Source organism: Lacticaseibacillus sp. 30 (assembly GCF_053819265.1).
The window spans coordinates 148352-161405 of the sequence record NZ_JBSOQX010000002.1 but is presented as its reverse complement, the minus strand read 5'-3'; the positions used below and the strand labels follow the sequence as shown (position 1 = coordinate 161405).

At 45.9% G+C, this 13054-nt stretch carries 16 protein-coding genes; 4 read left to right on the top strand and 12 right to left on the bottom strand.

Features of this window, described 5'->3' with window-relative positions; genetic code table 11:
- Positions 1-207: 207 nt before the first annotated feature.
- The 7 genes from ACWPAB_RS02265 to ACWPAB_RS02235 all read right to left on the bottom strand — a co-directional run bounded on the left by ACWPAB_RS02265 (position 208) and on the right by ACWPAB_RS02235 (position 3993).
- On the bottom strand, positions 208-1800 hold the full coding sequence (locus tag ACWPAB_RS02265; protein ID WP_016380374.1) for a DNA primase family protein: 1593 nt from the start codon (positions 1798-1800) through the stop codon (positions 208-210).
- Positions 1801-1803: 3 nt separating this feature from the next.
- Positions 1804-2616, bottom strand: coding sequence for a bifunctional DNA primase/polymerase (locus ACWPAB_RS02260; protein WP_016382146.1), 813 nt, complete (start codon positions 2614-2616; stop codon positions 1804-1806).
- Positions 2600-2788, bottom strand: a complete 189-nt coding sequence (locus ACWPAB_RS02255; RefSeq protein WP_003571964.1) for a hypothetical protein — start codon at positions 2786-2788, stop codon at positions 2600-2602. The genes ACWPAB_RS02260 and ACWPAB_RS02255 overlap by 17 nt, the downstream gene beginning before the upstream one ends.
- The gene (locus ACWPAB_RS02250; protein ID WP_016380962.1) at positions 2785-3075 is read right to left on the bottom strand and encodes a hypothetical protein; all 291 of its coding nucleotides are present in this window, start codon (positions 3073-3075) and stop codon (positions 2785-2787) included. Before ACWPAB_RS02250 ends, ACWPAB_RS02255 begins: the two co-directional genes overlap by 4 nt.
- Positions 3076-3123: 48 nt before the next feature.
- Positions 3124-3315: a hypothetical protein gene (locus ACWPAB_RS02245; protein WP_016380961.1), complete on the bottom strand. Its 192-nt coding sequence runs from the start codon at positions 3313-3315 to the stop codon at positions 3124-3126.
- A 110-nt stretch (positions 3316-3425) separates the two neighbouring features.
- Entirely contained in the window at positions 3426-3647 is a 222-nt protein-coding gene (locus ACWPAB_RS02240; RefSeq protein ID WP_016380959.1) for a hypothetical protein, read from the bottom strand.
- A gap of 67 nt (positions 3648-3714) precedes the next feature.
- Positions 3715-3993: a helix-turn-helix domain-containing protein gene (locus ACWPAB_RS02235; RefSeq protein ID WP_016380958.1), complete on the bottom strand. Its 279-nt coding sequence runs from the start codon at positions 3991-3993 to the stop codon at positions 3715-3717.
- A gap of 147 nt (positions 3994-4140) precedes the next feature.
- On the opposite strand from ACWPAB_RS02235, the gene ACWPAB_RS02230 reads away from it, so the two are divergent.
- The 4 genes from ACWPAB_RS02230 (at position 4141) to ACWPAB_RS02215 (ending at position 6807) form a co-directional block, all read left to right on the top strand.
- Positions 4141-4842: a helix-turn-helix domain-containing protein gene (locus ACWPAB_RS02230; protein WP_016380957.1), complete on the top strand. Its 702-nt coding sequence runs from the start codon at positions 4141-4143 to the stop codon at positions 4840-4842.
- A gap of 98 nt (positions 4843-4940) precedes the next feature.
- A complete protein-coding gene (locus ACWPAB_RS02225; RefSeq protein ID WP_016380956.1) occupies positions 4941-6089 on the top strand; it encodes a tyrosine-type recombinase/integrase in 1149 nt (382 codons plus the stop codon).
- A gap of 271 nt (positions 6090-6360) precedes the next feature.
- A complete protein-coding gene (locus ACWPAB_RS02220; protein WP_003569727.1) occupies positions 6361-6669 on the top strand; it encodes a hypothetical protein in 309 nt (102 codons plus the stop codon).
- A gap of 15 nt (positions 6670-6684) precedes the next feature.
- On the top strand, positions 6685-6807 hold the full coding sequence (locus tag ACWPAB_RS02215; protein ID WP_003564429.1) for a hypothetical protein: 123 nt from the start codon (positions 6685-6687) through the stop codon (positions 6805-6807).
- Positions 6808-6939: 132 nt separating this feature from the next.
- Here ACWPAB_RS02215 and ACWPAB_RS02210 read toward each other — a convergent pair whose 3' ends face one another.
- From ACWPAB_RS02210 to ACWPAB_RS02190, 5 genes are all read right to left on the bottom strand, one after another.
- Positions 6940-9231, bottom strand: a complete 2292-nt coding sequence (locus ACWPAB_RS02210; protein WP_016381731.1) for an alpha-galactosidase — start codon at positions 9229-9231, stop codon at positions 6940-6942.
- Positions 9232-9508: 277 nt separating this feature from the next.
- Entirely contained in the window at positions 9509-10378 is an 870-nt protein-coding gene (locus ACWPAB_RS02205; RefSeq protein WP_003569724.1) for a lysophospholipid acyltransferase family protein, read from the bottom strand.
- Positions 10375-11331 (bottom strand): glycosyltransferase family 8 protein, encoded by a 957-nt coding sequence (locus tag ACWPAB_RS02200; protein ID WP_003564422.1) that lies wholly within the window; start codon positions 11329-11331, stop codon positions 10375-10377. Before ACWPAB_RS02200 ends, ACWPAB_RS02205 begins: the two co-directional genes overlap by 4 nt.
- Complete coding sequence (locus tag ACWPAB_RS02195; RefSeq protein ID WP_003564420.1) at positions 11332-12171, bottom strand: glycosyltransferase family 8 protein; 840 nt, start codon at positions 12169-12171, stop codon at positions 11332-11334. It abuts the gene before it with no gap.
- Positions 12168-12932, bottom strand: coding sequence for a lysophospholipid acyltransferase family protein (locus ACWPAB_RS02190; RefSeq protein ID WP_003564418.1), 765 nt, complete (start codon positions 12930-12932; stop codon positions 12168-12170). The genes ACWPAB_RS02195 and ACWPAB_RS02190 overlap by 4 nt, the downstream gene beginning before the upstream one ends.
- Positions 12933-13054: the final 122 nt, after the last annotated feature.

The following is a 13054-nucleotide window of genomic DNA, read 5'->3' as shown; positions in this document are numbered from 1 at the left end:
TTTCGGTGACGTGTCACCGAAGTTTTGGTGACACAGGATTGATAGTAACTGTCACCGAACTTGTTTTTCTGTATTCGTTGAGCGCGTAAGGATTGAACGATTGTCACCGAAGTTCGGTGACGCCCGTCACCAAAAATATTCGCGCTAATCCCTTGAGCGAGTAAGGTTGTCACCAAAGTGCAGAAAATATCGGCATTCATTTTGTTTTCAGTTGAATCTTGGATTTATCAGTGATCCCGTTAGACGCAAACCGATGTATCGCCGTGTACTACCGGTGTCATTGTCAAACCCTCTGCGGCTGCTTACCTTTTTCACTCCGTAGGCATCGAGCTTCTTGGTTATGGCTTGTGTCGTCGTTCTGTCCATATAGTTGTTGTCTTGGCAAAAGCGCTTGTATTCGGCAGTAACCACTGTAGAGGCCTCGCCACGATCATCTTCTAGGTTGATCTCGGCATACTGGTCTAGGAACTCTTTGAAATGGTCGTTTGCATCCAGCCACTCTTGGCTTGCGTTTACTACCGAATCAGGTTTTGTTAGGCCACCGCTTTTAAGCGCCTTGGCAAACATATGCATGCATTTCATAGCGAAGCGTGGTGTTTCTTCGTCCATTTTGGTGTCGTCGAACTGATTCCACCAGTGTGTGTGTCGGGTGTCACCATTAATCATTTTGATCACGGTCACCCGATCAGCAAAGCCACTGCTATGGTCACTGAATGCGGGCATTTCATTGGCACTGAACAGTAGCTTGGCATAATTCATAAACTTAAAGTTCTGAATGCCTTTAAACTCTGCTGCTATATAATCACCACCAGTTAGCGACTTAATCACGGCTGTACTCTTGAGGTAATCTGCCCCAACGTCTGCCACGATATTTGCTTCCTTGCCGTATAGGTTGGCTGTTTCAAAACGACGGTCACCATTGGCAAGGTCTGCTGGTTTTGATGCTGACACATTGTCACGCCCGATGAGGTTAGTAATTCTGCGAATAAGTGTGCTTTTGCCTTCACCACCGGTACCATACAACCATAGGAATGCTTGGAATGGACGGTAAGACCGATAGAACATATAACCGATGAATTCCTCAAATGTGATCGCGGCATCGCCCATCATAGCTGCAAGCAGTCGTTCAGTCTCTGGGCAATCGTCCCTATCTGGATCGACCGCGTACTCATGAGCGTTCAGCATGTAATTGTCAGCGCTACTTTCCTGCATCTTGTTGGTCAGTATGCTGTATGTGCCGTTAGCGAATGCAACTAGTTCTGGATGTGGGTTCTCATCAAATGGTGATCGCTTGCCGTATTCCTCGTTATAGCTGATACGTTGCAAGAATCGTCTGGCGCCTGTAATATCACTTTCACGATACAGCCCCCATTTGAGCATCTCTTTGGTGGTTCGGCTCTCGGTGGTCTTAGTGAACTCACCCTTGCCAAATGTTCGCCATGTCCCTTTGCTTGGCTCATAAATGGCGCCTTCACTCAACCCGGGGAAACTTTCTACTCGTGTTTTATCCATGAAGTGATATCCATAGGCTAAGAAGTCCACCTTGATGTGGCGATGAATGGTCACACTTTTAGGATCGTTTTCGTCTTTCTGTTCTGACTGAAACCAAACTCTTAACCAGTTCGGTAACTTAGCAGCAAGCTGTTTGTTATATGCCCGAATACCTTTCTCGGTCTTATCTTGAGGCTCTGGATACTTGTTCACGTCAAATGGTTCTAATGTGCTTTTAGAGATCACCTTGAGCTGGGTAAACTCTGGCGACTTGTTTAGTTCTTCCTTTAAGCTGTCCGTATGCTTCACCGCCTAACTTCGACGCGCGATTTCGCGCTTGCTGATTGAATTGATGATCTTAACTAGCTCGCCATTAGGCAAGGGAGGGCGAACATAGCGCTGGTTGATAGTTTGAATTAGATCCGCGCAGCTATCGGGATCAGCACCCGACCGAAAGACTGAACCGGCAATGCTGGCCAACCACTGATTTCGGTTTCCTTCGTCTGAACCATCTACCAGACGATTAATAAAATGTCCAAACCAAGAGTCTGGGTTACCATGGTAATTACTCATGATCGGGTGGCTGACACGTTGAATCTCAGTAAGTAACCACTGAGGTGCTGGTGCCAGCTTGGTGATCTTGTGCCCTTTAAGTGGTTGATACATGCCGTTCTCGCGAATGCTAGGAAAAACCGGAACACCAGTCGCAATATAGTCAAGGCCGGTTTTCTCGCCATTCTTAGAGAACAAATCCGATCGACTGGTTAGCTTCAATTCCTTGGGATAGGTGAAGAAAATATGAAGTCCACCGTTTGGGGTTGTTTCTATATAGGTAGATGGAATTTGACCAGCACGACCATCAGCGCTCAATTTAGCCAACGTCTCATTGCCATTGACTTCGCTTTTATGCCCCATATCAATATCGAATACCAGCACGCCATCAAGCCCTAAGCCAATATTGTAATTAGGATGTTCACCCCACCATTTCTTGGCTTGTTCTGGGTCTTTGGTAGCGTCCTTATATCCGTGGGAACCATTAAGTGGCGTTCTGGTTCCAGACGCAAGTGGATAGACTGCAAAGCCATGCTGCTGATATCCAAGCGCTACTTTAAGCACGTCGACCATCGACAGCATCTCCCTCCAAAAGTAGACGACGAGCATCAATGATCATGTCAGCGACTGTGTCGGCCAGTGCTGATTGCTGTTCATTGTTGATCTGATGTCGCAAGATATTCACCATTGCACTTGTATCGCTTAAAAGTGCCTGAGCGGTTGTATAATAATCTTTCTTCATCATTTGTCTGCCTCATCAGTTTCGGGGGAGTCAATAGCGGTAATCTGGTCGGTGATAATGTCTCGAGCACAAAAGACTAGACATTCCCACGTATCAAAGTCTCGTAAAGCCTCTAAAGCTACCAATGCGGCATTGTCGTGCGAGTGATTTTTATCGAAATGGCAAACTGAGATACCGAACTCATCTAGTTCATCGCATAGTGCAGATAGTGCCCCTTTTGCTTTGCGCAAGTCGTACAGCGAATCACTCAAATCTAATGGCTTCTTAACAGTAGTTGAAACATTTTTCATCATAATTGCCTCCATTTTTCTTGACAAAAGTACCTACTTAGAGGCAAGCTAAAAAGGAATATATATCTTTTCGCTTGTCCTCTTCTCGCCTTGAGCTGCCACTCTTGGCGATTTTTTTGTGGCCTCATTTAGTGAGCGTTTCTCGGCTTTTTGCGCTTGCCAATACCGATCACAATCAGCATCAGCCTTTACAAACTGCGGCCACGTCCACCCGAACTTGCTATTTACCATTTTTACCATGGTCATAGTCCTCTCTAAACTGTAGAAACGCTCCCAGTACGCCACCGTTCATGAAAACCATCAGCATGACGGGTATAACTGTCGGATGAATAAATATCCACGTAATAAGGCTAGTCATCGGCATCGTCCTCGTTTTCATACAGCTTTAGGATCTCCGATACCCGCAGCAGCTCTTTTGCAGTCGTAACGGCCAACTCGCTATTGGAAATATACTTGCCATCAACCGTGACACTGCTGTCTTCTGCAATGGCATGAACGTTAAGCTTAATGTCGTCAATCAAATTTCCAAGCTCGTGATCTAGTGCCATCTCTTCTTTACTGAATAGCTTCATAATGTTGTGCCTTCCTGACGCTCCTGCGCCTGTCATAAGTTGCTTACATGCCCGCCTGCCCAGCAGTCTAAACTTCCCTTGATGCCATGAACTCGATCAACTGCTTCTTGCTAATACGCTTAGCACGGCCAAATGGTACTAGCTTAATGGCGCCTTTGTTGATTAGTTTGGTCAACGTTCCGCGGCTGATGTTAAGAAACGCGGCGCTTTCTCCCAAATTAAGGTATTCGGGAATCTTAGTCGTTACCATTTTGCCTTGGATCGTGCTGGCGATTTCTTCATGAACCATGTTACGAAGCTCTGATTTCAGCTCTGGTGTCATGGTTAAATTTGCTTGTACTTGCATAACGTTCACCTCCATTTGAGTACATCTGTACAGTAACACAAATAACTCCATGCAGTCAAATGCAAATCCAAGCTAACCACGTTTTTTTTAACTGCTTGAATGTATTCGCTCTGGCGCGTATATTTAAGGTCAAGGGGGGATTTTGCATTGATTACTATTCGACTAAAGGAAGTCTCAAAAGAAAAAGGATACACACTTACTGATATTTCAAAGGCAACTAAATTATCAATGAACACATTGAGTGTTCTTGGACGCGGGGAATCAAGCGGAATTCAATTCGACACTTTAGAAAAAATATGTAGCTTTCTAGACGTGACACCTAACGATCTTATTGAACTGTCACCTGATAAATACGTCGTTGTAATGCCCGTGCAGAGACGCATTAATCATCAGGCTATTGCATATGTTTATAATGAAAAAGACTATAAGAAAATGGCATCCAATGAGGGCCCCATGCTGAAAATTGACAATAATAATGAACATCTTATCGTTGTCACTCAAATGAATGAGTCTAAAGACATGGTCCAATTCTTCATGGGGTTCCCTATGCAACGCACCGATGAAACAAAGAAACGACCACTGCTGACTGAAGAAGAACTATCATCCACAAGAGACTGGTTAAACAGATTGGATAACAGCCAGAAGAAAAGTATATGTGAGCAAGCTGCCTATCTGTATTTGAAACAGTTCTCAAAGGGTAATTATCCCAATTCAATCTTCACTGCCGTAATTTCGGATGATAATTCGTCGTCCATAATTTATCCATTCTGGGTGGGATCTAAAACCGGAAAACTTGTTGACTTACAGTTCCGCGATGGTGGCCCAATTCGACCAGATGATTTAGACTAATTTCATGGCCGAAAAATCGGCCGCCACCTTTTACTCGAATTTGAGTAAAACTCTCCAATCTAACACCGCCTGCCCAGCGTGACGGATAGGAGAAGAATATGGCAATTAAAAAAGTAAAGCTTAAGTCTGGTGCAGTTCGCTACCGCGTAACAGTCAACGCTGGCCTTGTTGCTGGAAAACGCAAGAATATTGTTCGCAATGTTCAAAGCATGCAAAAAGCACGTCTACTAGAGTCAAAACTCAAGCTAGACGTGGCCAATGGTTTATATGATGAAGAAGACACTACCCCACCGGTTCAGACCTTTAGTGATTTGTACAATCAGTGGTGGCCGATCTATGTTCAAACTGTGGAAGGAAGTACAGCCTATAAGACTAAGCAGCTTTTCCATAACCATCTGATCCCTATGTTTGGTTCTAAAACTCTCACCGCGATAAAAACCGGCAGCATTCAAAGTGCTGTCAGTCAGTGGCGAGAAACAACCACCAAAGCATACAAGGAACGTTTCATTTATTTGAAGAAGATACTCTCATTTGCTGTTAAGATGCAGTACATCGAAAAGAACCCCGCAGACGGTGTCGAATTGCCACGCGGGGTAGGATCTGGAAAGTCACCAGTTTACTGGGATAACAAGCAAGTCGCCCGATTCCTAACTTGCATTGATCCTAATAACGATCCAGAAAAGTACACAATGTTTCTGCTGATGGTTAGCACCGGTATCAGGCGTGAAGAACTATGCGCTTTGAACGTATCAGATGTTAATTTCAAAACGTCCACACTGTCAATCAATAAAGCCTATGCAACTGGTCTAAATGGTAAGGAATCAATTAAAGGCACCAAGTCAACCGCGGGTATGCGCACAATACCATTAACCCCGAAAGTGACAATACAGCTTAAAAAGTGGATAGCATTACTTGATGCAAGCAAGATTATCAGCATTAGAGATGATCGGCCACTGTTCCCATCTCCACAACACTTCGACAGGCGTTTAGGCATTAACAGGCCTAACAAGTGGCTGAAAGATATTATTGAAGCAAACCACCTTACACCTCGAATCACATTACACGGTCTGCGGAAGTCTTTTGTAACGAATATGATCCGCAGTGGTGTTGATGTTTCAACTGTGCAGCGGCTTGCCGGTCACTCTACGCCCGATGTGACGCTTCGCATATATGCTGGCATGAATCAGTCGGACGCTCGAGAAGGCATCGACAAATTAGCAGAATATATGGAACAGGTAACATTTTAGGTAACATTTGGAGTAAGGCCACCGCACAAATGCTGTTATATCAGTGGTTAAAACCAATGGAGTTGGAGACTCCTCACCTCCATTATGACATTTTCCCTTACTTCTAGTTAGTCCTAAAATGCTGGTAAATCAGCGTTTTGGGGCTTTTTATTTTGGGTTGTTTGGAAAATGTGTCCTTGTCGTCACCTAGCAGACAAAAGCTTACCTTCCGTAAGTAAATATTTGCTACAATAGTGCCGTGAGTCTGAAAATGACAAGTAGGAGGAAAATCATGAACGACAAAGTAAAAGCACTTCTCAGCATTTTAGAATCTGCTGGGTTTTCGCACGACGATCTAGCAGGTACTGTTGCCGAACTGAATGACGCCGTTAACGATGGCAAATCAACGTCCATTCAATTGGTCAGCCCCGGCGCAGCTGCGCGTTACATTAAACGGATTAATGACGAAACTGTTTTTACTGCGCGCTTTCGTCATAGCGATGAACCAGATTTATTGAACAATGAATCGAACGATGAACGGATTGAGAATCCTAATCAAGATTCATGCATTGTTGTTAGTTACGATCCTGCCAAACAATAGAAAGGTGATAATCTCTTGAGCAAAATTTTTTCTCGATCTGTTGGTGTTGTGACACTTGTCGCTGGTGCTGTTGGCATCGTTGCCGGTACCATGAGCTTGGTTACTGGTATTTTGCTAGTAAGCAAGCATCGTGACTAAAAAGGGACAAACAAGTCCGATAGATGAGCTGCAAGTCAAGAACTGATACTTGCAACTCGTTTATCGGGCTTTTTTTACTCATATTCCTGATCTGAACAGCCATTGTCAAACCAAAGCTGTTTGGCAGCACATTTAATGGGCAACTGTTTGCTTGTCGGCATCGGTCTGCTGGCTTTCACTGTGATCCAAACTTGCCACACTATCAAAGGTCAACAGTGCCGATTGATAGTCACCGATTAACTGAGCCTGTGCGCGATTGGCACCATTGAATTGGACTGGTAAGCGCACACCAACGCGCTGGAGGACATCCCCCGAAATTGGGCCTGTGTGCTGATTGACCCAATACGGTGTGTCAGATTTTGCCAATGGCACCTTCATATACTGCACAGTGCGACTGTCTGCATCAGCCAAGACTCTGAAAAAGCCAAGAACAAGGTGCTTGCGATCATGAGCGCTGAGCAACCACGCCACCTGATTCTGCCCATTGGACTGTCGCGGTAACAATAGGCTAAAGTCGCCTTTCAGTACTAGCGGTTGTAAGGCGTGGTAATAGGCAATTTGAGCCTTGATCGTAGCCAATGTTCGCGCATCAAGTTTGGTCAGATCCAGTTCATAACCAAGAATCCCAAAGGCCGCCACCCGAAACCGCGTGACCAGCGGCGTTGATCGACCAACCTGTTCATTCGGCACGGCTGTCACATGATTGCTCATGCAGCTCAGTGGATAGGCCAAAGCCGTGCCTGATTGAATGGCGAGGCGTTCGATCGCATCGGAATCATCACTAGTCCAAATTTGTGGGCTGTAGAACAGAATGCCCAGATCAAAGCGTCCACCACCGCCGGCACAACCTTCAATCAATAAATGCGGGAATGCCGTCAGCAGCTTCTGATAGAGCGTGTACACGCCTTGTACGTAACGATGGAAGAACTCGCCTTGCGGATGACCGATCTTTTCGAGATACGGTGAAAAGGCCTCTGTAATGCTGCGATTAAGATCCCACTTCACATAATCCAAGTTGGTTTCAGTGATGACCTTTTGCATCTGTTCAAAAATATTGTTGACGACAGCCGGGTTGCTGAAGTCTAACACATATTGATTACGCGTGATCGAGATACGACCCTTTTTTGGTCGAACGACCCAATTCGGATGGGCTTGGAAGAATTGAGATCGCGGTGAAACCATCTCGGGTTCAAACCAAAGGCCAAACTGCAGGCCCATCGCGTGAATTTCCTGAGCAAAATGGCCGAGACCGTCGGGAAATTTATGCTTATTAGTAAACCAATCACCCAAGGAACTCAAATCATTGTCGCGCGTTCCGAACCAGCCATCATCCAGCACAAAGCAGTCCACACCGACCTGCTTGCCGAGTGCCGCTAACTTGAGCAACTTCTTCTCGTTCAAATCAAAGTAAGTCGCTTCCCAGCTGTTTAAGACGACCGGGCGCTGCTTTTGACGCCATTGCGGATCAATAATATGGCGGGCAACAAAACGTTGATTGGCCTGAGCTAAGCCGGCAAGACCACCAGAGCTATAACTAAACACGGTTTCTGGCGTGGTAAAACTGGTTTTTGGATCCAACCGCCAACTAAACGATGCGGGATGAATGCCAGTTAGCAATCGAGTCTGATCCCATTCGTTGACCTCGGTGCTGTCCAGAAAGTTGCCCGAATAAATCAAGTTCGCCCCATAGGTATCGCCTGCTGCAAACGGCTGTCCCGCTGCATGTAAGACCACAAAAGGATTCTGTTCATGACTGGAGGCACCACGTAGCGATTCAACTGAAAATGTTCCCTGAGTTAACGGTTGCGTTTGAATATGACGCTCCTTCGCCCAATTACCAGATAAATGAACAACGTCATACCGTCCTTGCGGCAAGTTCAAAACGCCACTCAGCATGCGTTGAATCATCACTGGTGCTGCCCCTTGATTGGTTAGTGTGGCGGAACGAACAATTGCCGCACTGTCGGCAAAAATCGTATATTGCAACGTTAACAACAATTGGGCCGTTTTATCTTCAAGATGAATCGTCAGCACATCGGTCAATGCCGGATTGCCGAAACTCGTCGGATGGTGCAAGTCCCGCGTTTTCGTATGCGTCAATTGATCATCTTTAAAAACAAAGTTCGGATAAATTGGCATATCATCTTGGGTCACACTCAGGCTGCCTTGGCGAAAATCACCAGTGCCGTAAACAGGATACTCTTGCTGAGCATCACCCAAGGCAAATTCCTGGTCGTCTGAAAAATTGGCCATCCACGCAAACGGACTTGGGCCCTGAGACAAATAGGCTAAGTCATTTTTAGTTAATGACAAGCGCGGACCAAAATAAAGATGCCCGAGCTGACCATTCGGCAGCAAAGCGCAAATATAACTGATTTGATCGTTGTGAAGATGAAAAGCTTGATTATTTATAACATCTATCAAAGCGTAGCCTCCTTCAAATATAACCTCTCACTTCCGTTATAGCATAACAAGCAAGTTGGTGAAGGACCTGCGCGCCACTGTCAATTGATCACTATGAAGGTTACGGTTGGCATTCGCCGCAGCATACCAAGTGGCACTGAGACATATACTGTCACTTTGGCCTCGGTTATTTAGTCGATCCGTTCATGCTCAAAAAAATCGGCACTTGGCGGACTGATTGTCCAACAAGTGCCGAGCACATTTTCTTTTTAAATGAAATAAAAATATTTTTTGCTAGTTACTGCGGGTCCCAACCAGCTATATCCTGGTCGCTGAATGCATAAGTCAGTGGCTTGCCATAAGCAGCTTCATAAGCCTGCCGCTTTTGAGCATAGTCGCGTTGCATCATTTGAAAACTGTTGTCTCTGACGGATAAGTTGCGATCCGGGTAGATCGGATCAAGTACATGCAGGACATAACTGACCTCGCGTAATTGATCATTTTCACGCGCCTTCAAATCACGAATCTCAGTGAAACACGAGATAATGGGCACCCCGGCCTCAGCCGCATAAAAATATGACCCGCGCTTGGGCGGACGCGGCTTGCGATAATTGAACCACATTTCTTGCTCTGGGTAAATTAACACCCAATGATGTCCAGAAAAGGCCTTCGTTAGCATTTGCATAAATGGTCCGTTAAGAAAACTTGGACGACCGGATAGTGGAATTGTATCGTCATAATTCATGACAAATCCCAGCAACCCCTTCATGGCCAAGTTGGTGTCTTGACTCACGATATACATCCGGTGGCGGCCAGCTAAACGGACAGCTTTGCGAATCGCCATATTTTCAAACGGACTAAAGTGGTTGCTCGTGATGACACCACCGCTTTTAATCGCCCGAATCTTTTCAACCCCAACAACTTCAACATCGCTGGTGACCCTCACTGCATAAGCATTCACCAGCAATCGGCAAATAAAAGTTTTCACTCGGAATGTCCAGCGTTGCCGCTGATGTAAATAATGATCAATAATAGCTGTTTCTTGTGCTTCCGAGAAAGTCGGGTCGTGTTCTTCCACCTTAACGTTGAATGCCTTAGCCGCCACCGCGCGACGAATATTTTCGATCACCGCGGCTCGGTCTGGTCCAACAAACTTGCCGGATTTCATAGCGCCACCTGTTCACCATGCTTGATTGCGTTCAAGATCGTGTTATCGGTATGGCAAACTTGAACGGCGGTTTTTAGCATCGCCGCCATGCTGTCCCGATCCGATTGTCGATCAGCCGGCGTAAATGCCGCCAACTGCTGCTTCAAATCCGTTTCAAAACCAGATGCTGGCGCATAATGCCAAAAGTTTGCCGCTAACTTAGCATCGCGGTAATGCCATGGCTTGCCAAAAAGATTGTAGTGAATTAACTTGCCGCCTGATTCAGCAGCAGTCGGGACACCTGTTTGCATATTCCAAGTTTTTGACAGGTACTTGATTCGATGCTGTGCGATCACATTGATGTAATCTTGATCCGCAGCAATCATTGTAAAATGATACGTTTTTAGCAAATGCAGAAACCGGTCGGAGAAATGTTCCTGCCGCATCTGCGCGAGATTCAAAATCAATACCCCGGAATTGATGTATTCACCTGGTTGAACACCAAAATCACGCTGAATGTATTCAATGGTTTCCGGGTATGTCATCATCACCGGATCTGCAACACCAGCGACTAAATTATCGCCTAGGTCAGTCGTAAACAATTCTGCCAAATCACCATCGGCAACCGTATCGGCATCAATATAAATTGCTTTATCATATTGCGGGAACATGTCAGCAATGAATAGCCGGAAATAAATCGTCAACGTCACATAATCGCCGCGCAGTTTATTTGTGTCGCCACTAATCTGCTGCGTGACCGCGTCCATGTCGATAAAGTTAATGGTAAAATGCGGCGCTGCTAAAGCCGCAAGCCGCGTCTGATTCTTTTGAAGTAAACCACTGTTAAGAATGTTGATAACGAAATCAGTTTGCGGATCTTTATTCGTTCGAATAGATGTCAAGGCAACAGCCAGACACGGTACGTAACCGTCATCGACAGAAAAGAAAATGGGAACCGTAGTTTGTTGAGGCATTTAAGACACTTCTTTCAATTTTGGGGCCAACTGACGATAATCGTTTAATAGATCATCATATTCATGAAGGCCAAGTTGTTGATGAACAGCACTGATTTGCCATGGCTTGACCGTCACAATACGAAACCGCGGCCAGAAACGGAATGAGGTGGTGAAATGTTGGAAGACAGTATCCGTTTCGACTTTATGTTGTTCATTATACTTCCGCGGCAAAATCTGCTTTGACTTTGCAATGATGTTCAGTGCACTTTGGTCTGGCATAAACAGCCAACGATGGCGGATCAGGCGCCGACAGCGAACCAGCAAGCCATCTTGCCGAATGCTAGCAAGGTTCATCAGCAAAACCCCGGAATTAATGTAATCAAACCAGGTTAATTTATGATGGAACCACCATTTGCCATAATGATCCAATACACCAGCAATATCGACGTCTTTCATTGGTTCTTGATACAGGTTGCTAAACGATCGACGGCACACAATATCAGTATCAAGATACAACACACGATCTGGCAACTCAGGAATCAAATCAGCATACAAACGCAACATGCAATAAGGGGTAAACATCGTGGTCATGTTTGCTTGCGGCGGATTAGCCATAAATAAATCAGTGATGTCAATCCGCGTCAAGCGGTGCTGCGGATTCTCCTGCCGCATCAAGTCAGCCATGCGCTCAGCCGTCACCGCAGAGAATGGCTGGTAAGCATGGCCATTGACGTTTAGCTTGGCGGTTAACACATAAATATGCAATGGTTGATCGGTATGCCGCATCAATGACAAGGTAGCAATCAAAACGCCATCCGTCATCTTCTCATCACCGCAAAACATGATGTTCATCGTCATGAGTCCGCCTCCTCTCGCTGCTGATAGTGAATATACGTTGCCGTACTCAAGGCGGCGCGAGTAGTCATCGCCGTTCGAACTTGCGCCTCTAACTGCTGCTGACGCGCTTTGAGCGGTAACTGTTCATCTGGCCAAAAAGGGCCATCGACATACAAGATCCGGCGTGGCTTTTGCCGCCACCGCCGGGCTTGATAAGTCATTGTGGTTGCAAATACTGGTGCATTGGTTGTCACCGGATAATGAAAAGCACCATTTTCAAACGGCCGAATGCCGGTATAGTAAGGCCAGACATGGGCTTCAGGATAAATCATGACCACATGTCGTTGTTTGATAACGCGCCGAATGGCTTGAGCAAACGGGCGCAATTGATGTAACTTGCTTGGCACCAGCAAACCGCCACCATAAGGCACGATTCGTCCTAGAATTGGCACGCTGAGATTAGCCGGTGATGCCAACGTAAAAACCCGGCGCGACTGATTCACGCGCATGGGTGTGAAAACATCCCCAAAAGGCTGGGTGTGATTACCATAAACAAAATAACCGCGTCCGGCAGCCTGGCGAAAGGCCTTGCGATTGCGAACATGTAAGACGCTGCGGCAATACCCTTGGGCAAAAAGCCAAGAACCCGCATAAACCAAATTTGCTTTGATCCGGAACCGCCACGAAGGCTCCCAGCGATAATTATCCGGGATCTCGGTTTCTTGATCAGGTGCAGCAACAACATCGTCTGTCAAGTGGCGATATGTCACGACTTTTGCCATTGTCGGCCCCTCTCTCTATAAACCGCCATCATGATGACGGATGCGTGTTGATCTACGAACCATCAATAGCATAACGCGTTGCTAAAGTTAGTCAACCCTAAAATAAATAATTTTGAGTGTTC